This window comes from Streptomyces sp. LHD-70 (assembly GCF_031157275.1).
Taxonomy (GTDB): Bacteria; Actinomycetota; Actinomycetes; order Streptomycetales; family Streptomycetaceae; genus Streptomyces.
The window spans coordinates 191,698-214,855 of the sequence record NZ_JAVIFW010000010.1 but is presented as its reverse complement, the minus strand read 5'-3'; the positions used below and the strand labels follow the sequence as shown (position 1 = coordinate 214,855).

Here is a 23,158-nt window from a genome sequence, read left to right as displayed (position 1 = left end):
CCGATAGATCCCGCCGGTGGATTCCTTCGGCGGATTCCTTCGGTGGATTCCTTCGGTGGATCCTTTGGTCGATCCTTCGGCGGAATCCCTACATCAGGGCACGGCTCGGCACCCCGATCCGATATCCCTCGTCGAGCAGTTTCGGCAGATACGTCCGCAGGGCCTTCACGGTCTGGGAGCGATTGCCGCCCGCGTCGTGCGAGAGCACCACGACGCCGGGCCCCGCGCCTTTCAGGACGCGTCTGACGATGGTGCCGGTGCCCGGCTCCTGCCAGTCGAGGGTGTCGACCGTCCAGGCCAGGGGCTCCATGCCGAGTTCGGCGCCGATCTCGAACGCCGAGCGGTTCCACGCCCCGTACGGCGCGCGGAACCAGAGCGGCGGCCGACCCACGACGTCCAGGACGGCGCCGCTGGTGCGCTCGATCTCGTCGCGGATCCCGGGGCGCCGCATCAGGGTCAGCTGGGGGTGCGTGAAGGTGTGGTTGCCGATGGTGTGGCCCTCGTCGATCATCCGCCGCAGCAGGTCCGGGCTGGACTCGGCCATCTCGCCGCAGACGAAGAACATCGCGCGCACGTCGTGCTTGCGCAGAGTGGTCAGGATGTCCGGGGTGTAGCGGGGGTCGGGGCCGTCGTCGAAGGTGAGGACCATGCTCCGGTCACGGTCGGCCATCCGCAGAATAGGCTTGCTGCGTACGGGAGTTCGCGCCACGGCTGCCCGCTGCGGACCGTAGCCCGTCATGGGCTGCAGCCGGTACGCCGAAGGCTTCTGAGGGCGGGCCGCCTGGGCGCCCGCGGCGGGGCCCGGCGAGGTGGACGGGCGGGCGGTGGTGCCGGACCGTTCGGTGCCGGCACAGCCGGCGGTGGCCGCGAGGGCGAAGAGGGCGGCGCCGCGCAGGAGTACGCGGCGCCCCGGAAGCATTTCGTCCGTTTTCATGACTTATGCGTCGCACGCCCGTGCCTGGATGCCCTCCATCAACACGGCCCCCCGCCGGAAAGCACCTGATGGGACCGGCTCGGGGTGCGGGACGGGCCTTCTCGGGTTAGGGGATGGGGGTGGCGTACGGTCAATTCCGGCTTCCGTAGGAGTAGTTAGCGGCGGGCGCACCCCCGTTCACCGGCCCGTCGCCGCCTCCACGTACCGTGATCATCGCGCACGTCGGCACACGGAAGAGGAGAGCCATGACCCAGCTCACGCAGGACGTACGGGACCGGATCGCCGGGACCGGGATCTGGTTCGTGGCGTCCACCAATCCCGACGGATCGCCGCACGTGAGCCCGATGTGGGTGGACCTGGACGGTGACCACCTCTGGTTCAACACCTCGGTGGGGCGGGTCAAGGAGCGCAACCTCCGCAACGATCCGCGGATCTGCCTCTCCCACGCGGACACCGCCAACCCCTTCGACCGGGTGCAACTGCACGGCCGCGTCACCCGGTTCGTCGAGGGCGAGCAGGCCGAGCGGGACATGGACCGGCTCGCGCACAAGTACCTGGGCACGCCCTACGAGTGGCTGCTTCCCGAGGAGCGGCGCATCACCGTGGTCGTCGAGCTGGAGCGGGTCCGGCGGATCGTGGGCGTGGAACCCTTCGGCGCGCCCAAGTAGGCGCCCAAGTAGGCGCCCGGGCAGCCTCCTTCAGCGTCGCCGTACCAGCGGGAACGGCAGCGTCTTGCGGATCGTCAGGCCGGTGAGGAACATGACGAGACGGTCGACGCCGATACCGAGGCCGCCCGTCGGGGGCATCGCGTACTCCAGGGCGTCGAGGAAGTCCTCGTCCAGCTCCATCGCCTCCGGGTCGCCGCCCGCCGCGAGCAGGGACTGCGCGGTGAGGCGGCGGCGCTGTTCGACGGGGTCGGTCAACTCCGAGTAGGCGGTGCCCAGTTCGGTGCCGAACGCGACCAGGTCCCAGCGTTCCGCGAGGCGCGGGTCGGTGCGGTGCTGGCGGGTGAGCGGGGAGACGTCGGTGGGGAAGTCCTTGTAGAACGTGGGGAGTTGGGTGCGCTCCTCGACCAGGCGCTCGTACATCTCCAGGACCACGTCACCGCGTCCGTCCTCCGGGGTGTACGGGACGTCGGCGCGGTCGCAGAGCCGGTGCAGCCCGGGGAGTTCCGTGTCGGCGGTGACCTCTTCGCCGAGGGCCTCGGAGATCGCGCCGTAGACCGTCTTGACCGGCCACGGCCCGGAGATGTCGTGCTCGGCCAACGTGCCGTCGGCGTCCGGCTTGTGGGCCACCTCCCGGCCGAAGGCGGCGCGGGCGGCGCCCTGGATGAGCTCGCGGGTGAGGTCGAGCATCACGTCGTAGTCGGCGAACGCCTGGTAGGCCTCCAGCATCGTGAACTCGGGGTTGTGCTTGTAGCTGACGCCCTCGTTGCGGAAGGTGCGGCCCATCTCGAAGACCTTCTCCAGGCCGCCCACGCAGAGCCTTTTCAGATACAGCTCGGGCGCGATCCGCAGATACAGGTCGAGGTCGTAGGCGTTGATGTGGGTGGTGAACGGGCGGGCGTTGGCGCCGCCGTGGATCTGCTGCAGCATCGGCGTCTCGACCTCGAGGTAGCCGCGCTCCAACAGCCCCTGGCGCAGGGCCTGTACGGCGGTGGAGCGGTGCCGTACGACGTCGCGGGCGCCCGGGTTGGCGACCAGGTCGACGTACCTGCGGCGCACCTTCGCCTCCGGGTCGGCGAGGCCGCGGCGCTTGTCGGGCAGCGGGCGCAGGCACTTGCCGGTGAGCTGCCAGCCGGTGACGAAGACCGACAGCTCGCCCTTGTCGGAGGTGCCGATCTCGCCGGTGGCGGCGATGTGGTCGCCGATGTCGGTACGCGCGGTGAACTCCCCAAGCGCGATGGCGTGTTCGCGGGTGAACGCCAGTTGCAGATCGCCCGACCAGTCCCGCAGCACCGCGAAGGCGACGCCGCCGAGGTCGCGTACGAGCATGACCCGGCCCGCGACCGTGGCCTGCTCGCCGGTGCGGGTGCCCGGGGGAAGCGCGGGGTGGGCGGCGCGGATCTCGGCGAGGGTGTGACTGCGCGGCGCGATGCCGACGGGGTACGGGTCGATGCCGTCGTCCTGGAGGCCGCGCAGCTTGCGGTGACGGACCCGGACCTGCTCGGGCATGCCCTCCGTGGGGTCGGCGGTGCCCGACTCCTTTGCGTGCAGGCCGAGTTGGTCGATGGGCGGCAGGCCCTCGGTGGTGGACGGCTGCACAAGCGCCGCCGACCGGTGGCCCTTGCCCCACAGCTTGCGCATGCTCGGTACGGAGACGAAGCCCTCGGCGATGCCGGAGGCGAGCGAGATCCGGGCAAGGGAGCCGGCGTCGCCGTAGCAGATGAACCGCGGGTACCACTCGGGGTCGTACTTGGCGTTGGAGCGGTACAGGGCCTCCAGCTGCCACCACTTGGAGAAGAACAGCAGCAGCCGGCGCCAGAGCCGCAGCACAGGACCGGCGCCGATGCGGGCGCCCTCCTCGAAGACCGAGCGGAACACGGCGAAGTTCAGCGAGACCCGTCGTACGCCCAACTTGCCCACGGCGGCGCACAGTTCGGCCACAATGAACTCCATGACACCGTTGGGCGCTGTGCGGTCGCGGCGCATCAGGTCGAGCGAGATGCCGTCCCTGCCCCACGGGACGAAGGAGAGCAGGGCCAGCAGCCGGCCGTTCGCGTCGTTGCACTCGACGAGCAGGCAGTCGCCGTCCTGCGGGTCGCCGAGGCGGTCCAGGGCCATGGAGAAGCCGCGCTCGGTCTCCGTGTCGCGCCAGGCGTCGGCCTTGTCGATGACCTCCTCCATCTCCGTGTCGGAGAGGGTGGAGTGGCGGCGGACCCGGCAGGTCGCGCCGGTGCGCCTGACCCGGTTGACGGCCTGCCGGGTGACGCGCATGTCGCGGCCGTCGAGGTCGAACCTCGCCACGTGCAGGATCGCCTCGTCGCCGAGTTGCAGGGCGCCGAGCCCGTGCCGCGCGAACGCCTTGGCGCCCTCCTCGGAGCCGCCCATCACGGCCGGCGCCCACGCGTACCGGCGCGCGACGCCCAGCCACTGCTCGATGGCCTGGTCCCAGGCGCCGGCGTCCCCCACCGGGTCACCGCTGGCCAGGCAGACGCCGGCCTCGACGCGGTACGTGACGGCGGCCTTGCCGCTCGGCGCGAAGACGACGGCCTTGTCGCGCCGGGTCGCGAAGTAGCCCAGCGAGTCCTGCTCCCCGTAAGAGCCGAGCAGGGCGCGGATGCGGGGTTCCTCGTCGCCGTGCAGGGCCGCGTCCATGCGCTGCGAGCGAAACAGCACGTACACCGCGTAAAGCAGCGACAGTGCGCCGAACAGGCCGAGGAAGAAGTGCACGGGGCGCGGCGGAGTGCCGTCGAAGGTGCCGGGGGCGACGACGCCGCCGCAGACCCGGGTCACCGCCCACAGCAGCCGCTGCCCCTTCTCCAGGGTGCCGGGGACCAGCTCGACCAGACCCCAGCCGAGCAGGGACGAGAGCGCGAGGCCCACGACGAGCGCGCCGAGGGCCCGCGGGAGGGCGCCGCGCCGGGCGTCCGCGTAGAACTCCCGGTGGGCGAGGACGAGGAGGACGAGCGCGAGTCCGCAGACGATCGCCGAGGGCAGCGCGTCCGCGACGTCGCCGACGGCGATCTGCAGCCCGTCGAAGATGATCAGGATCGAGAGGTACGCGACCACGAGGCGCCATGCGAGGGTCTTGCGGGACGCGCAGGCCGCGGCGAGCAGGAACAGGAACACCGCGTAGGCGAGGTTGGCGCTGACCGGCACGGTCGCGAGGTCCAGGGCCCGGGACACGGGGCGGAGCAGCCGCCGCAGCGGGGCGATCACGGCGATCAGCACGCAGTACACGCCGAGCAGGGCGAAGAATGTCGCGAATCCGTCGGGCACCCGGCTCAGGAATCCCGTGCGGCGCGGGCCGGTCTCCCTGGCGGGTGCGTCGGCTATCGCGGGCCCGGGCTCCTGCGCGCTGGCACTCATGGCCCCGACTCTAGGAACGCGGCGGCCGGCCCGCCCGTCGAGCGGACCTCATAGGGTGCCGGGCGGCTCCGCAGCGGCGGCGGCTAGCCTCTTCAGCGTGACGGAGTTCGAGCGGGGCACGGACGGCCCCAAGGTGATCGTCGTCGGCGTCGACGGCTCGGAGTCGTCGCTGCGCGCGGCCGCGTACGCGGCGGGTCTCGCCCGGCGGCAGCGGGCGCTGCTCGCGATGGTCTACGTCCAGCCGGTGATGGTGGCGGGCGCCGCGCTCGGAGCGCCGGTCGCGGGCACGACCGACGAGGTCGCCGAGTCCCTGATCCAGGAGATCCGGGAGGCCGCCGAGCGGATGCGGCACATATACGACGTGCGCTGGGAGTTCCATACGTTCCGCGGCGACCCGTACAACGGCCTGGTAGAGGCGGCCGACGAGCTGACCGCCGACGCCGTCGTGGTCGGCGCGTCCGAGCAGGCCGGGCACCGCTTCGTCGGTTCGGTGGCGGTCCGGCTCGTGAAGGCGGGCCGCTGGCCCGTCACAGTGGTGCCGTGACTCCAACGCACCCCTGAGGCGTCCCCCGTCTTCCGTCATGCGCCCTTCTCGGCCATCATGATCGCCGTCACCCACTGGCCGTCCACGACGAGGTGAGGCTCATGGCCGGGCTACGAACGGGACAGGGCATTCTGCGCCGCAAGCCGATCGAGCAGATCGAGGAGGGCGCGCCGAGCGAACAGCTGACCAGGACGCTCGGCCTGTGGCAGCTCACCGCGATCGGCGTCGGCGGCATCATCGGCGCCGGCATCTTCAGCCTCGCCGGCGCCGTCGCCAACGGCACCGCGGGCCCCGCGGTCCTGGTGTCCTTCCTCATCGCGGGCATCGCGAGCGCCGCCGCGGCGTTCTCGTACGCCGAGTTCGCGGGCATGATCCCGAAGGCGGGCTCCGCCTATACGTACGGGTACGCGGTCCTCGGTGAGCTGGCCGGCTGGTTCATCGGCTGGGACCTGCTCCTGGAGTACACGGCGATCGTGGCGGTGGTCGCCATCGGCATCTCGGGCTACTTCGGCTTCCTCGTAGAGGCGTTGGGCGCCGAGCTGCCCGCGTGGATGATGGGCGCGCCGGGGACCGGCGACGGGCACAGGATCGACCTGTTCGCGGTGGTCCTCTGCCTGTTCATCGCCTATCTGCTGACCCTCGGCATCAAGAACGCGGCGCGCTTCGAGACCGTCGTCGTGATCCTGAAGGTGCTCGTGGTGCTCCTGGTGATCGGGGTGGGCTTCTTCCACATCGACACCGCCAACTACAACCCGTTCTTCCCGTACGGGATCGGCGGCGCGTTCACGGGTGCGGCGACGGTGTTCTTCGCGGTGTTCGGGTACGACGCGATGTCCACGGCGGCCGAGGAGTCCAAGGACTCGCAGCGCCACATGCCGAAGGCGATCGTGTACTCGCTCGCGATCTCGATGGTCCTGTACGTCCTGGCCTGCCTGGTCCTGACCGGCATGCAGAACTACAAGGAGGTCGACAAGGAGAGCGGATTCTCCACGGCCTTCGAGTCGGTGGGCCTCGGCGGGCTCGCGAACGTGATCGCGATCGGCGCGATCATCGGCATCCTCACCGTGATGTTCACGTTCATGCTGGGCGTCACGCGCGTGTGGTTCTCGATGAGCCGGGACGGGCTGCTGCCGCACTGGTTCGCCAAGACGCACCCGACGCGGCACGTGCCGACGCGGGTGACCTGGATCGTGGGTGTGCTTTCGGCGGCGATCGCCGGGTTCATGCCGATCGGTGAGGCGGCCGAACTCACCAATATCGGCATCCTGTTGGCGTTCGTGGTGGTGTGCGTCGCGGTGATCGTGCTGCGGTACCGGCAGCCGGACCTGCCGCGCTCCTTCAAGTGCCCCGGCATGCCGGTGGTGCCCGCGATCGGCGTGGTGTTCTCGCTCTGGCTGATCACGTTCCTGCAGTGGCAGACGTGGGCGCGGTTCGCCGTGTGGTTCGGTGTCGGCCTGATCGTGTACTTCGCGTACTCGTACCGGAAGTCGAACCTGGCGCGTGCGGATCAGCGGGTGGACGGGGGCTGAGCTTCCCCGGGGCCCGGGGGCCGGAGCCCCCAGGCCCCGTTGTCTCTACTTCGCCGCCGCAAGCCCCTGCTTGGCCGCGCCCTGGCTGAGCACCACCCGACGCACCCGGTCCCGCGTCTCCTCGTACGCGCCCCGCTGCGCCGCCTCGTCGAGATTAAGCGCCCGGCCCGCGTCCGGGTCGAAGAAGAACGGGACGAACTCGGCTCGGGTCACCTTCCAGCGGCCGCCGGGGCTCTTCGGCGGTGCGAAGGTGAAGCGGCCGATCGTGCTCTGGTTGCCGCGGTCGTCCTGGGCGCCGTCGTGGTTGATCATCTCGCCGGCGACCTGGTCGCCCATGCCGTACACCACCCAGGTCCCGTTGACTTTCTCGTACGCCTGCGGGACGTGCGCGTGGGTGCCGATGATCAGGTCGATGTCGGGGCGGCCCGCGGTCCGGGAGGCGGTCAACTCCTCGGCCAGGCGCAGCTGTTGGGCGTCCGGCTCGTTCTGCCACTCGGTGCCCCAGTGCGGGGAGAACACCACGACGTCGGCGCCGGCCTTGCGGGCCGCACGCGCCTCGGCGATCACCTTGTCCTTGTCGAGCATGTTCACGGCCCAGGGCCTGCCCTCGGGGAGCAGGTAGCCGTTGGTGCCGTAGGTGGCGGCGATGTGGGCGACCTTGGCGCCGCCCGCGCTCAGCATGGTCGTGGTCCGCGCCTCCTTCTCCGTACGCGCGGAACCCGCGTGCTTCACGCCCGCCTTGTCCAGGGCGCCGAGGGTGCGGTCGATGCCGTCGGCGCCGTCGTCGAGGGTGTGGTTGGAGGCCGTGGAGCAGCCGTCGTAGCCGGTGTCGGCCAGGGCGCGGGCGATCTGGGGCGGGGACTTGAAGGCGGGGTAGCCACTGTAGTCGCCGTCCGCGCCGTAGACGGTCTCCATGTGGCAGAGGGCCAGGTCGGCCTTGGAGATCACGGGTCCGGCGCCGGCGAGGATCTTGCGGAAGTCGTAGCCGTCGCCGTCCGCGTCGGCGGCGGCCTGCCGGATGATCGAGTCGTGCGGGAGTACGTCGCCGCTCGCGGCGAGCGTGAACGCACGGGGCTCCACGGCGCCGTTCGCGGAGGCTCCCGGCTTCGGGCTGCCCGGCCTCGGGGACGATCCCGCCTTCGGGGTGCCGGGGTCGGCGGGCGGGGTGTGCTGTTCGGTGGCGCAGGCCGTGGCTCCGAGGAGGAGGGCGGTGAGGGCGGCCACTCCGTGGCGGGCGCGCCGGGCGGGACGAGGGGGACGGGTGAGACGGGCGGGACGGGCAGGACGGGTGGGACGGGTGGGACGGGAGATCGGACGGGGCATCAGGTGGGCTCCGCGGTTCGGGGGCGTGGCCCTCCGAATCCACAGTCGTTACATATGACAAATCAAGCCGCAATACCGGCATACGCCCTGACGGGCCTCCAAGTCCCCTCACCTGCACGGCATCTGGCGCTGCGTCAGCGGTCTCCGGGACCTCGGCCGCCGCCGTCCACCCCGGCCCACCCGCCTGTCGTAGACGAAGCAGTCCGGGTGCGCCGCCGCCTCACGGGCCCGGTACCGTGTGGTGCCGTGCGCGGGGCCTTTCGTCGCGCACGGCAGCACGGCGACCACCGTGTGACACCACAGGGGGACCCACGACCAGCGGCGAAACCAGCGGCTGGGTCAAGGATCCGTAAAACACCTTGCTCGCCGCCCCGTTGAGTAATCGGCTGATCCCAGCCGTACCGCGATGCGAGGGCAGCGGCTCGCCCGCGCACGGCCCTTCAGGCACCGGAGGAGATCTGAGGAAGGCGATCAGGATGCCGCACAGAAGCACCAACGGCGCCGACGGGCGTGGCGAGTTGACCGTCCCGATGGCCTGGCTCTACGCCGAGTACATCGCCGACGAACTGCTGCGCACCGGCGACCTGATGCCGCCCACGTCCTTCGAGTACCGGGCGGGCCGGGACTCCCTCGCGCTGACGATCTTCCTCTCCGACGTGGAGCGCGAGCTGTCCGGTATCCGCGTCGTCTCCCAGCTGGAGACCTGGCTCTCGCTGACCGCGTACGACCGGGCCTGGGAGGAGTGGGTCGGCGACCGCATGGCCACCCTCGAGGCCGAGGCCCGCGAGTCCGGCGGCAGGGACGCCGACCTGGACCTGGCCCGTGCGGCCTGGCGCTGGCTGGAGGAGACGGAGCTGCTCGCCCCGGACCTGGACGCGGCGCTCCTGGAGGGCGACGGGCGGGACGAGGAGGACGGCCCGCAGGTGTGGACCCCGGCGTGGCAACTCGGCCTTCCCCTGGGGCACTTGGCGATCCATCTGTTCTGAGAGCCTGTACGGCCGCCCTGGCTGCGGCGTCAGCGGAAGGCCCCCGCCGGTCACTTCAGCAGGCGGGACATCCGTCGGTCCGCGAGCGGCTTGCCGCCCGTCTGGCAGGTCGGGCAGTACTGCAGGGACGAGTCGCTGAACGACACCTCGCGGATCGTGTCCCCGCACACCGGGCAGGGCTCACCCGTGCGGCCGTGCACACGAAGCGCGCTCTTCTTCTCGGCCTTCAGTCGTCCCGCCGCCACCCCGTGCGAGCGCTCCACGGCCTCGGTGAGGGTGGCGCGCAGCGCCTCGTAGAGCCCGGTGAGCTCCTCGTCGCCGAGGCTCCCGGCCGGTTTGTACGGGGACATCCGGGCGGCGTGCAGAATCTCGTCGCTGTACGCGTTGCCGATGCCGGCGATCAGGCTCTGGTCGCGCAACGCGCCCTTGATCCGGCGCCGTTCACCCGCGAGGAGCGCCGCGAGGGCCGCCTTGTCGAAGCCGGGGGCGAGCGGGTCGGGGCCGAGGCGGGCGACGCCGGGGACCTCCGCCGGGTCCGCGACCACGTACACCGCCAGGCGTTTCTGTGTGCCCGCCTCGGTGAGGTCGAAGCCGGAGCCGTCCTCCAGGGCGACGCGGAGCGCGAGCGGGCCCTTGCCCGGCCTCGGCGGGCCGTCGGGGAGGCGGTCCTTCCACTGCAGCCAGCCCGCGCGGGCGAGATGGGTCACCAGGTGCGGCCCGTCGGCGGTGGCGAGGTCGAGGAACTTGCCGTGCCGGGCGACGGCGGTGACCTGCTTGCCCTCCAGGGCGGTCAGCGGCGGGTCGTACGTCTTGAGGACGCTGATCGCGACGGGCAGGACGCGCACGATCACGCGACCCACGAGGTGCTCGTCGAGGAAGTCCCGCAGGGCCTCCACCTCGGGCAGTTCCGGCATGGTCCCTCACCTCCGCCACACGGTCGGGCCGGCGGCCTCTCGCGGAAGTGATGACACCCTGTGTCATCACTTTTTCGGGGCTCCCCCGAGACCCACCCGGAAGGTCTCGGGCCGCGCCGCCGGTCCCGCGCCGTCAGTCTCGCGCCGGGACGATGAATTCGCACCAGACGCACTTGCCTCTCCCCCGCGGCTCCACGCCCCACACGTCCGCGAGCCGGTCCACGAGCAGCAGTCCGCGCCCGGACACCCCGTCGTCCCCGGCCTCCCGGCGGTGCGGCAGGGCACTCGACGAGTCCTCGACCTCGACGCGCAGCCGCCGGTCCGCCCCGGAGAGCACCCGGAGCGTGACGACGGCGGCGCCGTCGGTGTGCATCAGGGCGTTGGTGATCATCTCGTCGGCGACCAGTTCGATCTCGTCGGCCCGCTCCCCCGCGCCCCACGCCCGGACCGCGGCGCGGATCATGTGGCGGGCGCCTACGAGGGCCTCCGGGTCGTTCGGGGCGACGTGCTCCTTGAGGCGGCCGCCGGAGCGGGGCGCCTCGCTGAGGCGGCGGCGGAGCAGCAGGAGCGCCACGTCGTCCGCGCCGTCCCGGTCCTCGACCGCCTCGCAGAGCCGGTCGGCCAGGTCGTCCAGGTCGAGCGGGCCCGCCCAGATCTGCCGGGTGAGGCGCTGCATGCCGTCGTCGAGGTCGGCGCCGGGCTCCTCCACCAGGCCGTCGGTGCACAGCAACAGCGTGTATCCGGGGTCGAGTTCGATGGTCGTGACCGGGTACTCGATCCGGCCGAACTCGGCGGACAGGCCGAGCGGAAGACCGCCCTCGACCGGTACGCGGAAGCAGGTCGCGTCGATGCGGCGGACCAGCGGGTCGATGTGCCCGGCCCGGACGAACTGCACGACGCCGGTGGTCAGGTCGACCTGCGCGTACAGGCAGGTGGCGAACCGGTCGGTGTCCAGCTCGTGCAGGAACACCGAGGCGCGGGCCATCACCGTGGACGGCGTGTGCCCTTCGGAGGCGTACGCGCGCAGCACGATCCGCAGCTGGCCCATGACGGACGCGGCATGGGTGTCGTGGCCCTGGACGTCGCCGATGACCGCGCCGATCAGCCCGCCGGGCAGCGGGATCAGGTCGTACCAGTCGCCGCCGATGTCCCGGCCGAGCTTCGCGGACCGGTAGCGCACCGCGATGTCGACGCCGGGCACGGCGGGGATGGAGCGGGGCAGCATCGCCTGCTGGAGGCCCTGGGCGAGGTCCTTGTCCTGCTCGTACAGCATCGCGCGGGCCAGGTTCTGGGCGATGCCGCTACCGAGGGCGACGAGCAGGTTGCGGTCCTCGGCGGTGAAGCCGATCTTGTCGCGGTAGAGCAGTCCGAGCGCGCCGATCGGGCGGGCCTGGGCGATCAGCGGCAGATAGACCGCCGACGTGACCTGCAGATGCGAGATGTGCGGCCACAGGATCGGATACCCGGCGGCGAAGTCCTCGCGGCTCTCGATGAAGAGCGGGGTGAGGGTGCGGACCACCTCGCTCATCGGGTACGGCTCGTCGATGCGGGTGTAGCGGGTGCCGGGCACGAACGCGCCCTGCTGGCCCTCCGCGACCAGGTGGATCCGGCCGCCCTCGACCAGGCCCATGACGAGGCTGGCGGCGCCCAGCTGTGCGAGGCCCTCGTTGTTCCCCAGCACCTCGATGACGTCGTCGACGGTACGGGCGTACGACAGGGCCGCCGTTGCGCCCTCGACCACACTGGTCAACCGTCGCGTCTCGGCGTCCCGCAGCATCCGCACCCGGGTGTCGCTGAGCTCCTGCGTGGCGTCCCGGACGACGCCGATGATGCGGCGCGGGCGGCCGGACTCGTCGCGGCGGATGTAGCCCTGGGTGTGGGTCCAGAGGATGGTGCCGTCGCGGCGGCGGATGCGGAAGTACGTGCCGTAGTTCTCGCTGCCGTTCTTCAGGGCCTGCGCGACGATCGCGTCGAGCCGCTGGCCCTCACCGGTCGGTACGCGACTCGCGAGGGCCTCGGGCCGGCCGTCGTACTCCTCGGGGAGGATGTCGAAGACCTCGAAGGCCGTCGCGTCCATGTGCATCAGGCCGGTGTCGAGGTCCCAGTCGAAGGTGCCGAGCTGGTTGAGGGCGAGGATCGGGTCGGGCCGTGCCGGCCAGTCCCCCGCGTCCTGATCGACCATGGGGTCACTTTGTCATCGTTTAGGGCTTTTTTCATCCCCTGCCCCAGTTCGCCGGAGGGGCTGAACTTTCAGCCCCTCCGGCGGTTGAGGAGGCCCGTCCGGCAGGACTTCGGGACGGGGCGGGCAGGGGAAAAGTCAGCCGTTGAACGTGCCGGGCTCCGCCGGCTGGTCCGGGACGACCTCCTCGGTGGCCCCGTCCGGCACCCCCTCGTCGGTCGGAACGTCCGTCGGTTCGTCGGTCAGCTCGTCCGTGGGGCCATCCGTCGGCCCGTCGGTCGGTTCGTCCGTAGGAGCATCCGTCGGCCCGTCCGTGGGGCCGTCCGTCGGCCCGTCGGTGGGCTCGTCCGTCTCCGTGTCCGTAGGGGTCGGACTCGGGGACGTCGGAGAGGGCGACGTCGGGGAGGGCGAGGTGGGCGACGGCGACGTGGGGTTCGGCTTGGGGCGCGGGACGACCTTGTCCTTGCCCTTGTGGCCGGTCGGCCGCTCGATCCAGGTGTTGTTGGTGATGTTGATGATCACGATGTTGGTGATCACGGTGGGCGCCGGGGTGACCACGACGACCTTGGACGGCTCGTAGCCGCTCCACTTCTCGCCCCGGTACGTGGGGTCGCCCTTCACCGCCGCGGGCGGCGAGAGCGGGTTGCCGCAGGAGCAACGCACCCGCGGCACGCCCCGGTTGTCGACGAGGACGGCCGTACCGGCCTGGAGCACCGACTGGCGCGCGTCGGCGCGGCCGTCGACGAAGCCGTGGTTGGTCACCCGGGTGTCGGCGCGCAGTTGGACCGCGGTCAGCCCGCGCAGGTAGCGCGGCACGTGGTCCGGGGCGACGCCGACGGTGTCCGCGAACGCCTGCTGCTTGCCGCGGTTCGCGCCGAGGAAGCGGATCTGCCCCTCGACGTCACAGCTGGCCTTGTCCCGCGTACCACCGTAGAGGCCGGGTGTGTCGCCGGAGATGACGCGGGCGCCCTGCTGCGATTCGGTGGGACCCGTTTCGACCGGTTCCGGCGTTTGGGTGACGGGCGGCGGGGTCTCGGTCGCCTCCGAGGTGGATTCGGTGAAGGGATCGGGGCCCGCCGAGGCCACGGGCTCGAGGAAGACCTCCTCCTCGGGCTGGGCCGCGGTCGGGGCCATCTGGTCGCTGCTGGAACAGCCTGCGACCAGGAGGGCCGCGGATATCGCGAAGGCCGTTGCATAGCGCCTGGTCGTTCGGAACACGCCAGTCACTCCCGCCTGTTTCAGGGCATTTCGTCCCTCATTGTCTGCGGGTGGCGGCGAGGCGCCGCAAGCCGAGTGGGCGCGCGGGACCGCGGGGACGGCACCGAGGCGGGGCGGCGGGCGGCGCGTCACAATGGGTGACGTGGAGTGGTTCACGGAACCCGGCTACTGGCTCGCCCGACTGGTCTTCCAGCGGGCTCTGGCCGCCCTGTATCTGGTGGCGTTCCTGACGGCGGCGCTGCAATTCCGGGCGCTGATCGGGGAGCGCGGGATGCTGCCGGTGCCGCGGTTCGTGGCGCGCGTACCGTGGCGGCGGGCGCCGAGCCTGTTCCAACTGCGGTATTCCGACCGGCTGTTCGCGGTGACGGCGTGGACCGGCGTGCTCTGGTCGGCGGCGCTGCTCGCTGGGGTCGACGGGCTCGTTCCGCTGTGGGCGGCGATGCTGCTGTGGCTGGTGCCGTGGGCGCTGTACCTGTCGATCGTGAACGTGGGGCAGACCTGGTACGGCTTCGGCTGGGAGTCGCTGCTCCTGGAGGTCGGCTTCCTGTCGGTGTTCCTCGGCAACGACGAGGTGGGCCCGCCGGTCCTGGTGCTCTTCCTGCTGCGCTGGGTGCTGTTCCGGGTGGAGTTCGGGGCCGGGCTCATCAAGATGCGCGGCGACCGCTGCTGGCGCGATCTGACCTGCCTCTACTACCACCACGAGACACAGCCGATGCCGGGACCGCTGAGCTGGTTCTTCCACCATCTGCCGCGCCCGCTGCACCGCGTGGAGGTAGCCGCCAACCACGTCACCCAACTCGTCGTCCCGTTCCTGCTGTTCACGCCGCAGCCGGTCGCTTCGTACGCGGCCGCGCTGATGGTCCTGACGCAGCTGTGGCTGATCCTCTCGGGCAACTTCTCCTGGCTGAACTGGATCACCGTGACGCTCGCGCTGTCCGCGATCGACTGGTCCCCGCTGTCCGGACCGCCGCCCGCGCTCCCTGAGACGCCTCTCTGGTACGCGGTCGTCGTCGCCGCCGTCACCTGCGGGGTCGCGGCGCTCAGCTACCACCCGGTGCGCAACCTGCTGTCCCGGCGGCAGATCATGAACACCTCCTTCGACCCGCTGCACCTGGTCAATACGTACGGCGCCTTCGGCAGCATCGGCCGGGTGCGCACCGAGGTGGTCGTCGAGGGCACGAACGCGCGGGTGCCGTCGGTGGACGGTTCGGCCTGGCGGGAGTACGGCTTCAGGGGCAAGCCGGGCGACGTGCGGCGGCTGCCGCGCCAGTTCGCCCCGTACCATCTGCGGCTCGACTGGCTGATGTGGTTCGCGGGGCTCTCCCCCGCCTACGCCCGCTCGTGGTTCGGCCCGTTCCTGGAGCGGCTGCTGACCAACGACCGGGACACGCTGCGGCTGCTGCGCCACAACCCGTTCCCGGACGAGCCCCCGACGTACGTCCGCGCCCGCCTCTACCGCTACCGCTACACCACTTGGCGCGAGCTGCGGGAGACCGGCGCGTGGTGGCACCGCACGTATGTGCGCGAGTTCTGGCCGCCGACCCGGCTCGACACGCCCGCGGATCACAGCCGGTAGACGCGCGCCGCGGTACCCGAGAACAGCCCGGCGCGGTCGGCGTCGGACAGGTCTGCCGTCAACTCCCGTGCGGTGTCGATGACTTGACCGTACGTCGCGGCCAGCGTGCAGACCGGCCAGTCCGAGCCGAACATGAGTCGGTCCGGGCCGAAGGCGTCGAGCGCGGTGTCGACGTACGGCCGCAGCGTGTCCGGGGTCCAGCCGGTCCAGTCGGCCTCGGTGACCAGGCCGGAGAGCTTCGCCACGGTGTGGGGCAGCGCGGCGAGCGCACGGAGGTGTGCGGCCCAGGATGTGCGCTCTCCGGATGCGATGCGGGGTTTGCCCAAGTGGTCGAGTACGAAGATGAGTTCGGGGTGTGCGGCGGCCGCGCGGGCGCAGGCGTCCAGCTGGTGCGGCAGGACCACGAGGTCGTACGCGAGGCCCGCGGCGGCCACGGCCGACAGGCCGCGGTGGACGTCGGGGCGCAGCAGCCAGTCCGGGTCGGGCTCGCCCTGCACCTGGTGGCGGATGCCCACGAGCCGTTCCCCGCCCGGCAGTCGACGCAGCCGGGCCAGCTCGTCGGCGATGTCGGGTGCGGTCAGATCGGTCCAGCCGACGACGCCCGCGACCTGTTCGGAGCGGGCGGCGAGCGCGAGCAGTTCCGGGGTCTCCTCGGGGACGGTGACGGTCTGCACGAGCACGGTCGCCGTGACACCGGCCGCGCGGGCCTCCGGAGCGAGGTCGTCGAGGCTGAAGTCCCTCCGTATGGGCGCGAGTTGGGGGCCGGTGATCCAGTCCTGGTCGCGGACGGAGAGGTCCCAGACGTGGTGGTGGGCGTCGATCACGTCGGTCATGGCAGGTTCCATACGGCGGGGAGGCCCGCGTCGGCCCCCTCGGCGGAGTAGTTGTGCGTGACGTCGAGGAGTTCGGCCATGCGGGCCTGCCAGGTGACGTTGACGGGGAGGTGTTCGAGCTCGGCGATCAGGCGGGCGTAGTCCTGGCAGTCGATGAGGTGGAAGAGGTCGGTGCCTGACCGCCAGATCGTCCACTCCTTCGCGCCCGCCGCACGGATCGCCCGGGTCAACTCGGCCGGGACCTCCCGGTGTGCGGCGTCGTACTCCTCGACGCGGTCGGCGCGGACCTTGGTGTGCAGGGCGACTCTCACGAGGTCTCTCCTGTCGGTACGGGCACGTCGGCCGGGAGCAGTCCCTCGGCGCGCGCCTCCTGCCAGTAGGCGTCCGGCACGCGCGTGCCCGCCTGGGCCACCGCGTCCCGGATCTCGCAGGGGGTGCGGGCCCCCACGAGGACGGTCGTCACGGCCGGGTGGGCGAGCGGGAACGCCAGGGCGGCGGCCCGCAGCGAGATCCCTTGCCGCCCGGCCAGCGCGCTCAACTTCCTGGCCCGGTCGAGGAGTTCACAGGGCGCCCGGGTGTAGTCGTACGTGGACTCGGGGCTCGGGTCGGCGAGCAGGCCCGAGTTGAAGACGCCGCCGATGACGACGGCCGTGCCGTGGTCGAGGGCGGCGGGCAGCAGATCGGCGCCGGCGCTCTGGTCGAGGAGGGTGTAGCGGCCCGCGCAGAGCACCTCGTCGACGTCCGTGTCCCGTACGAACCGGGTCAGCATCGCGGACTGGTTCATGCCCGCGCCGATCCGGGCCACCGTGCCTTCGGCGCGCAGCCGTTCGAGCGCCGGGTAGCCCTCGCGGAAGGCCTGCTCGGCGTGGTCGTCGGGGTCGTGGAGGTAGACGGTGTCGACGCGGTCGAGGCCGAGCCGGGCGAGGCTCTCCTCCAGGGAGCGGCGGACGCCGTCGGCGCTGAAGTCCCAGACGCGGCGGTGGGTGGCGGGCACGGCGAAGCCGTTCGCCAGGTCGTCGCCGGGGCGCGGGTCGGGTTCGAGGAGGCGGCCCGCCTTCGTGGACAGGGTGAGAGCGGACCGGGGCCGGTCGCTCAGGGCCGCGCCCAAGCGGCGTTCGGAGAGCCCGAGGCCGTAGTGGGGTGCCGTGTCGAAGGCGCGGATGCCGAGGTCCCAGGCAGCGTCCACGGTCGCCCGGGCCTGCGCATCCGTGACCGTACGGAACAGGTTGCCGAGGGCCGCGCCGCCCAGGGCCAGGGCCTGTCCTGGCGCGGTCACGCGTCGGCCTCGGGGCGCAGCCGCAGGCCCTGCATGCCGCCGTCCACCGCGAGGGCCGTACCGGTGGTGGCGCCCGCCGCGGAACTCGCCAAGTAGCAGATGGCGGTGGCGACTTCGGCGGCGGTGACCAGGCGGCCGGTGGGCTGGCGGGCCGCCAGGGCGGCGCGTTCGGCGGCCGGATCGGGCGCGGCGTCGAGGAGGCGGCCGACCCACGGGGTGTCCACGGTCCCGGGGTTGACGCAGTTGACGCGCACCCCTTCCCGTACGTGATCGGCGGCCATCGCGAGCGTCAGGGAGAGCACCGCGCCCTTGGACGCGCTGTAGAGGGCGCGCTGCGGCAGTCCGGCGGTGGCGGCGATGGAGCAGGTGTTGACGATCACGCCGCCCGTCGAGGCCCGCAGATACGGCAGGGCGGCGCGGCTGGTGCGGACGATGCCGAGGACGTTGACGTCGAGGACGCGCTGCCACTGGGCGTCGTCGTTGTCCTCGACGGTGCCCTGGGCGCCGATGCCCGCGTTGTTGACCAGGATGTCGAGGCCGCCCATCTCCTCGGCGGCGGCGGTCACGGCCGTACGGACGGACGCGTCGTCGGTGACGTCGGCGCGGCGGGCGTGCAGCGGGCCGGTGACGGTGGACGGGTCGAGGTCGAGGACGGTGACGCGGGCGCCGCGGGCGGCGAGGAGTTCGGCGGTGGCCCGGCCGATGCCGGAGGCGCCGCCGGTCACGAGGGCTGTGCGCCCGGCGAAGTCGGCGTAGGTCATGCGGCTGCTCCTTTCTCGTGCGGGTGGTGGGCCCAGTAACTGCCGTCCGGGTAGCGGTACTCGGCGATCGACTCGGGCCGGATGGCGGCCGAGAAGCCGGGTGCGGTGGGGGCCGTGTAGTGGCCGTCGCGGACGGCGACCGGGGCGAGGAAGTGTTCGTGGAGGTGGTCGACGTACTCGATGACGCGGTTCTCGGTGGTGCCGGTCAGCGCGACGTAGTCGAACATCGAGAGGTGCTGGACGAGTTCGCAGAGGCCGACGCCGCCCGCGTGCGGGCAGACCGGCACGTCGAAGTGGGCGGCGAGCAGCAGGATCGCCAGGTTCTCGTTGACGCCGCCGACACGCGCGGCGTCGATCTGCAGAACGTCGATCGCACCGGCCTGCAGAAGCTGCTTGAACACGATGCGGTTCTGGACGTGTTCACCGGTCGCGACGCGTACGGGCGCGACGCGCTCGCGGATCGCGGCGTGCCCGAGGACGTCGTCGGGGCTGGTGGGCTCCTCGATCCAGTACGGGTCGAAGGGCGCGAGGGCGCGGGTCCAGGTGACGGCCTCGTCGACGTTCCAGCGCTGGTTGGCGTCGACGGCGATCCGGATGCCGGGGCCGACGGCGGCACGGGCGGCGCGAAGGCGGCGCAGGTCGTCGTCGAGGTCGGCGCCGACCTTCAGCTTGATCTGGGTGAATCCGTCGGCGACGGCCTGCCGGGCGAGCCGGGTCAGCTTGTCGTCGTCGTAGCCGAGCCAGCCCGGTGAGGTGGTGTACGCGGGGTAGCCCCGGACCCGTAGCCGCGCGGCGCGTTGACCGGCGCCTTCGCGGCCTTTCCGGAGCAGGGCGAGGGCGCGTTCGGGGGTGAGGGCGTCGGCGATGTAGCGGAAGTCGACCTGGGAGACGAGCCACTGGGGGTCGGCCTCGGCAAGGAGCTGCCAGAGGGGTTTGCGGGCGCGTTTGGCGGCCAGGTCCCAGGCGGCGTTGACGACGGCGCCGATCGCCATGTGCATCACGCCCTTCTCGGGCCCGAGCCAGCGGAGCTGGCTGTCGCCGATCAGGTCGCGGTTGAGGGTGCCGGGGTCGGCGCAGAGCACGTCGACGGGCCGGCCGATCACATGGCCCCGCAGGGCGTCGATCGCGGCGACCTGGACGTCGTTGCCGCGGCCGATGGTGAACGTGAAGCCGTGCCCCTCGTGCCCGTCGTCGGCGTCGGTGCGCAGCACCACGTACGCGGCCGAGTAGTCCGGGTCGGGGTTCATGGCGTCAGAACCGTCGAGCTCGCGGGAGGTGGGGAAGCGGATGTCGTACGTGTCGACTGCCGTGATGCGCAGTGCAGTTGGGGCCACTGGGAGCCTCTCGGAGTGGCGCACAGGTCAGTCCTGTGCGCGGCCGGTGGTGACGCGGGCGATCATCAGGGCGACGAGGATGATGCCGCCGTAGATCGCCTGGATCCAGAAGGACGGCACCTGGGCCAGGGTGAGCAGGTTCTGTACGACGCCGAGCAGCAGCACGCCGGTGAGCGCGCCGAACATCGTGCCCCTGCCGCCGTCGAGGCTGATGCCGCCGATGACCGCCGCCGCGAACACCGTGAAGATCATGTTCTGGCCCTGGTTGGCGTTGATGGCGCCCACGTACCCGGTCTGCATCAGCCCGCCGAGCGCGGCAAGGACACCGGCCACGACGAACACGCCGAGCATGACGCGCTCGACGCGGATACCGGCCGCCCTGGCCGCCTCCGCGTTGCCGCCGATCGCGTACAGGGCGCGGCCCCAGCGGTGGTACTTCAGCAGCAGCCCGGCCGCCCCGAACGCCCCTGCGGCCACCCAGACCGACATCGGGATGCCGAGGAACGTGCTGGTGGCGAGCGTGTAAAAGGACTCCGGGAGGCCGAAGAGGGTCTTGCCCTCGGTGGCGCCGACGAGCAGTCCGCGCAGCACGATCAGCATGGCCAGGGTCACGATGAACGCGTTCAGCTTGAACTTCACGACGAGAACGCCGTTGAACGCGCCGAGCGCCGCGCCCGTCGCCAGGACGGCGAGCAGCGCGAGCGCGGCGGGCCACTCGGTGCCGAACCCGGCCTGTGCGACGGGCAGGACGAGCAGCGCGCCGACCGCGGGCGCGATCCCGACGACCGACTCCAGGGAGAGGTCGAACTTCCCGGTGATCAGGACGAGGGACTCGGCGAGGACCACCATGGCGAGTGCGGCGGACGCGCCGAGCACGGAGATCAGGTTGCGCTCGGTGAGGAACGAGTCGTTGACGAGCGCGCCGAGCAGCAGAAGCAGCAACAGGGCTGGTACGAGGGCGAGTTCACGGGCCCGCCGCCACAGCACACCGCGCGGCGAGCGGGCGTCGGGGGCGAGGGGTGGACCCTTGACGGTGTCAACGGTCTCGGTCAGGGGCGTGTCGGTCAGGGGCGTGTCGGTCACGGGCCACTCCTTCGATGGCGGCGATCAGCTCGTGGTCGTGCCAGCCCGCCGGATGCTCGGCGACGACCCGGCCGTGGAAGAGCACCAGGACGCGGTCGCAGCGCCGCAGGTCGTCCAGCTCGTCGGAGACCACGAGCACCGCGGTGCCGTCGGCGCGGGCGGTGTCGACCCGGGCGAGCAGGGACTCCTTGGACTTCACGTCGACGCCGGCGGTGGGGTTGACGAGGACGAGCAGCCGCGGGTCCGAGGCGAGCGCGCGGGCCATGACGACCTTCTGGGCGTTGCCGCCCGACAGGTCGGAGACCGGCTGGTGGGTGCCTTCGGCGTGGATGTCGAGCCGGTCCACCAGGTCGGCGGCCAGGGCGCGGCGGCGTTCGGTGGAGAGGAAGCCGAGGCGCCGCGCGAGGGGTGTGCCGGCCAGCCGGTCGAGGACGCTCAGCGTCGCGTTGTCCCCGATGGTCATCGCGGGCACGAACCCCTGGTCGTGCCGGTCGCGCGGCACCCAGCCGACCCCGGCCCGCAGGGTCGCGGTCACATCGCCGAACGGCAGTGCGGTGCCTGCGAGTTGAGCGGTTCCGGAGCGTGGCTGGTGCAGTCCGGCGAGGGTCTCGGCGAGCTGGATCTTGCCGCTGCCGCTGGATCCGGCGAGACCGACGACCTCGCCCTCGCGGACGCCGAGATCCACGTCCTCGTACGCCTCGCCGGTCAGGGCGCGTACGTCGAGCAGGACGGGGGCGTCGGCGGGCACGGGCGTACGCACGCTGTCCTCGCGATGGGCGGCCGCCTCGCCCGCCATGGCCTCGACGAGGGCTTCGCGCGGCAGGGCGGCGACCGGTGCGGTGGTGATCCAGCGGGCGTCGCGCAGTACGGTCACGGCCTGGCAGACCTCGTACACCTCCTGGAGGTGGTGCGAGATGAACAGGAAGGTGACGCCGGACTCCTGGAGCGCGCGCATGCGCGTGAAGAGGCGTTCGATCTCGCGGTTGTCGAGCTGCGCGGTGGGTTCGTCGAGGACGATGAAGCGCGTCCCGAAGCTCAACGCCCGTGCGATCTCCACCATTTGGCGGTCCTCGACCTTGAGCTCGGCCGTGCGGGCGTCCGGGTCGACGCGCACGTCCCAGGTGTCGAGCAGCGCGGCGGCCTCGCGGCGCAGCCGCCGCCAGTCGATGAGCCCGGCGCGGCCGGTGGGCTGACGGTTGACGAACAGGTTTTCGGCGACGGTGAGTTGAGGGACCACGGTCGGCTTCTGATACACGCAGGCGACCTTGGCGCGCCAGGCGTCCCGGTCGGTGAGCGCGGGCGCGGGCGCGCCGTCGAAGCGGACGGTGCCGGCGTCGGGGGCCTGCAGTCCGGTGAGGATCTGGACGAGGGTGGACTTGCCGGCGCCGTTGCGGCCGACGAGGGCGTGTGACTCGCCCTGGCGGACGGTGAGTTGACCGTTCTGCAGGGCGGTCGTGGGGCCGTAGCGCTTGGTGATGCCGACGGCCTCGACGAGCGGGGGCTCGGACTGACGTTCCGTCACGGGGGTTCCTGGGGTGCTCATCCGACCGTGTTGCCCCACAGCTCGGGGTCGTCCACGTTCTCCTTGGTGACCAGGGGTGCGGGGAGCTGGTCCTCCAGGTTGCCGCTGGGCAGCTTCACGATCGTCGAGCCGTGGTCGGTGGGGCCCGGCTCGAACGTCTTCCCGGCCATCGCGGCCTTGATGTAGTACATGCCGTACTTGGCGTAGGCGTCGGCAGGCTGCGAGACCGTGGCGTCGATGTGGCCCTTGCGGATCGCGTCGAACTCCTGCGGGATGCCGTCGTTGGACACGATCGAGATGTGGCCCTTCTCGCCCGTCTTCTTCAGCATCCCCTTGGATTTGAGGGTCTGCAGGGTCGGCGCGAGATAGACGCCGCCCGCCTGCAGATAGATGCCCTTCACATCGGGGTTGGCGCCCAGGAGCGTGTCCAGCTTCGAGGCCGCGGCATCCGACTCCCACTTCGCGGGGATCTCCAGGACCTTCAGCTTCGGGAACTTCTTCTTCACGCAGCTACGGAACGCCTCGGACCGCTCCCGCCCGTTCACCGACGCGAGATCGCCCATGATCTGCACGACCTTGCCGCGGTCGACCTGCTTCCCGAGGTACTCGCAGGCCTTCAGCCCGTACGCGACGTTGTTCGCGCGCACCACCATCGCGACCTTGCCGCTCGTAGGGGCCACGTCGACGGCGACGACGGGGACGCCCTTGCGTTCGGCCTGGTCGAGTCCCGCGGAGACGGCGGCGCTGTCGAGCGGTGCGACGACGAGACCGCCGACGCCCTGGTTGAGCTGGTTGTTGATGTCGGTGATCTGCTGCGCCGGGTCGCTGTTGGAGTTGACGGTCTTGAGGGCGTCCACCCCCTCGGCCTTCGCCATCTTCGGCACGTAGTCGTTGTACGACTGCCAGAACGGCGAGGTCAGCAGCGGCACGATCACGCCGACCCTGGCGTCATCGCCCCCGGCGGCGCCGCCCGCGGTGTCCTTCGTACTGCCGCAGGCCGCGAGCAGGAGCGCGGCGCAGCTCGCGGCGGCTGACGCGCGCCACCTCGCGCGTACGGCCATGACGGTCTTCGTGCGCTTCGTGCGATCGGTCCGAGGGCTCATCCGACGGCTCCT

19 protein-coding genes are annotated in these 23,158 nt (G+C 71.5%); 5 read left to right on the top strand and 14 right to left on the bottom strand.

Annotated elements, in window-relative coordinates; genetic code table 11:
- Positions 1-88: 88 nt before the first annotated feature.
- Positions 89-934 (bottom strand): polysaccharide deacetylase family protein, encoded by an 846-nt coding sequence (locus RCO28_RS21555; protein ID WP_308942819.1) that lies wholly within the window; start codon positions 932-934, stop codon positions 89-91.
- Between the two features lie 245 nt (positions 935-1,179).
- Here RCO28_RS21555 and RCO28_RS21550 point away from each other — a divergent pair, with 245 nt between their 5' ends.
- Positions 1,180-1,602, top strand: coding sequence for a PPOX class F420-dependent oxidoreductase (locus RCO28_RS21550; protein WP_308942818.1), 423 nt, complete (start codon positions 1,180-1,182; stop codon positions 1,600-1,602).
- Positions 1,603-1,632: 30 nt separating this feature from the next.
- On the opposite strand, the gene lysX is transcribed toward RCO28_RS21550, so the two are convergent.
- A complete protein-coding gene (gene lysX, locus RCO28_RS21545; protein ID WP_308942817.1) occupies positions 1,633-4,965 on the bottom strand; it encodes a bifunctional lysylphosphatidylglycerol synthetase/lysine--tRNA ligase LysX in 3,333 nt (1,110 codons plus the stop codon).
- Here lysX and RCO28_RS21540 point away from each other — a divergent pair.
- The gene (locus tag RCO28_RS21540; RefSeq protein WP_374991210.1) at positions 4,964-5,509 is read left to right on the top strand and encodes a universal stress protein; all 546 of its coding nucleotides are present in this window, start codon (positions 4,964-4,966) and stop codon (positions 5,507-5,509) included. The genes lysX and RCO28_RS21540 overlap by 2 nt on opposite strands.
- A gap of 101 nt (positions 5,510-5,610) precedes the next feature.
- Entirely contained in the window at positions 5,611-7,038 is a 1,428-nt protein-coding gene (locus RCO28_RS21535) for an amino acid permease (protein WP_308942815.1), read from the top strand.
- A 45-nt stretch (positions 7,039-7,083) separates the two neighbouring features.
- Here RCO28_RS21535 and RCO28_RS21530 read toward each other — a convergent pair whose 3' ends face one another.
- Positions 7,084-8,262: a CapA family protein gene (locus RCO28_RS21530; protein WP_308942814.1), complete on the bottom strand. Its 1,179-nt coding sequence runs from the start codon at positions 8,260-8,262 to the stop codon at positions 7,084-7,086.
- A gap of 575 nt (positions 8,263-8,837) precedes the next feature.
- On the opposite strand from RCO28_RS21530, the gene RCO28_RS21525 reads away from it, so the two are divergent.
- Positions 8,838-9,347, top strand: a complete 510-nt coding sequence (locus RCO28_RS21525; RefSeq protein WP_308942813.1) for a hypothetical protein — start codon at positions 8,838-8,840, stop codon at positions 9,345-9,347.
- 50 nt (positions 9,348-9,397) lie between these two features.
- On the opposite strand, the gene RCO28_RS21520 is transcribed toward RCO28_RS21525, so the two are convergent.
- From RCO28_RS21520 to RCO28_RS21510, 3 genes are all read right to left on the bottom strand, one after another.
- Positions 9,398-10,261 (bottom strand): DNA-formamidopyrimidine glycosylase family protein, encoded by an 864-nt coding sequence (locus RCO28_RS21520; protein WP_308942812.1) that lies wholly within the window; start codon positions 10,259-10,261, stop codon positions 9,398-9,400.
- Between the two features lie 133 nt (positions 10,262-10,394).
- Positions 10,395-12,443, bottom strand: a complete 2,049-nt coding sequence (locus tag RCO28_RS21515; protein ID WP_308942811.1) for a SpoIIE family protein phosphatase — start codon at positions 12,441-12,443, stop codon at positions 10,395-10,397.
- A gap of 135 nt (positions 12,444-12,578) precedes the next feature.
- Positions 12,579-13,658: a DUF6777 domain-containing protein gene (locus RCO28_RS21510; protein ID WP_308942810.1), complete on the bottom strand. Its 1,080-nt coding sequence runs from the start codon at positions 13,656-13,658 to the stop codon at positions 12,579-12,581.
- A 142-nt stretch (positions 13,659-13,800) separates the two neighbouring features.
- On the opposite strand from RCO28_RS21510, the gene RCO28_RS21505 reads away from it, so the two are divergent.
- Positions 13,801-15,234, top strand: a complete 1,434-nt coding sequence (locus tag RCO28_RS21505) for a lipase maturation factor family protein (protein ID WP_308942809.1) — start codon at positions 13,801-13,803, stop codon at positions 15,232-15,234.
- On the opposite strand, the gene RCO28_RS21500 is transcribed toward RCO28_RS21505, so the two are convergent.
- The 8 genes from RCO28_RS21500 to RCO28_RS21465 are packed head-to-tail and all read right to left on the bottom strand — an operon-like array spanning position 15,222 to position 23,104.
- Positions 15,222-16,067, bottom strand: coding sequence for an amidohydrolase family protein (locus RCO28_RS21500; protein WP_308942808.1), 846 nt, complete (start codon positions 16,065-16,067; stop codon positions 15,222-15,224). The two genes, RCO28_RS21505 and RCO28_RS21500, sit on opposite strands and share 13 nt — an antisense overlap.
- Positions 16,064-16,378 carry an L-rhamnose mutarotase gene (locus RCO28_RS21495; RefSeq protein ID WP_308942807.1) on the bottom strand — a complete coding sequence of 105 codons (315 nt, stop codon included), beginning with the start codon at positions 16,376-16,378 and terminating at the stop codon, positions 16,064-16,066. Before RCO28_RS21495 ends, RCO28_RS21500 begins: the two co-directional genes overlap by 4 nt.
- A complete protein-coding gene (locus RCO28_RS21490) occupies positions 16,375-17,343 on the bottom strand; it encodes an aldo/keto reductase (protein ID WP_308942806.1) in 969 nt (322 codons plus the stop codon). Before RCO28_RS21490 ends, RCO28_RS21495 begins: the two co-directional genes overlap by 4 nt.
- A complete protein-coding gene (locus tag RCO28_RS21485; RefSeq protein WP_308942805.1) occupies positions 17,340-18,104 on the bottom strand; it encodes an SDR family oxidoreductase in 765 nt (254 codons plus the stop codon). Before RCO28_RS21485 ends, RCO28_RS21490 begins: the two co-directional genes overlap by 4 nt.
- Positions 18,101-19,438: an enolase C-terminal domain-like protein gene (locus tag RCO28_RS21480; protein WP_308942804.1), complete on the bottom strand. Its 1,338-nt coding sequence runs from the start codon at positions 19,436-19,438 to the stop codon at positions 18,101-18,103. Before RCO28_RS21480 ends, RCO28_RS21485 begins: the two co-directional genes overlap by 4 nt.
- Positions 19,439-19,465: 27 nt before the next feature.
- Complete coding sequence (locus RCO28_RS21475; RefSeq protein ID WP_374991214.1) at positions 19,466-20,491, bottom strand: ABC transporter permease; 1,026 nt, start codon at positions 20,489-20,491, stop codon at positions 19,466-19,468.
- Entirely contained in the window at positions 20,475-22,064 is a 1,590-nt protein-coding gene (locus RCO28_RS21470; RefSeq protein ID WP_308942803.1) for a sugar ABC transporter ATP-binding protein, read from the bottom strand. Before RCO28_RS21470 ends, RCO28_RS21475 begins: the two co-directional genes overlap by 17 nt.
- The gene (locus RCO28_RS21465) at positions 22,061-23,104 is read right to left on the bottom strand and encodes a sugar ABC transporter substrate-binding protein (RefSeq protein WP_308942917.1); all 1,044 of its coding nucleotides are present in this window, start codon (positions 23,102-23,104) and stop codon (positions 22,061-22,063) included. The genes RCO28_RS21470 and RCO28_RS21465 overlap by 4 nt, the downstream gene beginning before the upstream one ends.
- Between the last annotated feature and the right edge of the window lie 54 nt (positions 23,105-23,158).

Bases quoted from the DNA above. Each gene is read 5' to 3' on its own strand.
- RCO28_RS21465 (WP_308942917.1), bottom strand. From the start codon at position 23,104: ATGGCCGTACGCGCGAGGTGGCGCGCGTCAGCCGCCGCGAGCTGCGCC.
- RCO28_RS21535 (WP_308942815.1), top strand. From the start codon at position 5,611: ATGGCCGGGCTACGAACGGGACAGGGCATTCTGCGCCGCAAGCCGATC.
- RCO28_RS21540 (WP_374991210.1), top strand. From the start codon at position 4,964: ATGGCCCCGACTCTAGGAACGCGGCGGCCGGCCCGCCCGTCGAGCGGA.
- RCO28_RS21485 (WP_308942805.1), bottom strand. From the start codon at position 18,104: ATGACCTACGCCGACTTCGCCGGGCGCACAGCCCTCGTGACCGGCGGC.
- RCO28_RS21550 (WP_308942818.1), top strand. From the start codon at position 1,180: ATGACCCAGCTCACGCAGGACGTACGGGACCGGATCGCCGGGACCGGG.
- RCO28_RS21500 (WP_308942808.1), bottom strand. From the start codon at position 16,067: ATGACCGACGTGATCGACGCCCACCACCACGTCTGGGACCTCTCCGTC.
- RCO28_RS21515 (WP_308942811.1), bottom strand. From the start codon at position 12,443: ATGGTCGATCAGGACGCGGGGGACTGGCCGGCACGGCCCGACCCGATC.
- RCO28_RS21470 (WP_308942803.1), bottom strand. From the start codon at position 22,064: ATGAGCACCCCAGGAACCCCCGTGACGGAACGTCAGTCCGAGCCCCCG.
- RCO28_RS21525 (WP_308942813.1), top strand. From the start codon at position 8,838: ATGCCGCACAGAAGCACCAACGGCGCCGACGGGCGTGGCGAGTTGACC.
- lysX (WP_308942817.1), bottom strand. From the start codon at position 4,965: ATGAGTGCCAGCGCGCAGGAGCCCGGGCCCGCGATAGCCGACGCACCC.
- RCO28_RS21520 (WP_308942812.1), bottom strand. From the start codon at position 10,261: ATGCCGGAACTGCCCGAGGTGGAGGCCCTGCGGGACTTCCTCGACGAG.
- RCO28_RS21555 (WP_308942819.1), bottom strand. From the start codon at position 934: ATGAAAACGGACGAAATGCTTCCGGGGCGCCGCGTACTCCTGCGCGGC.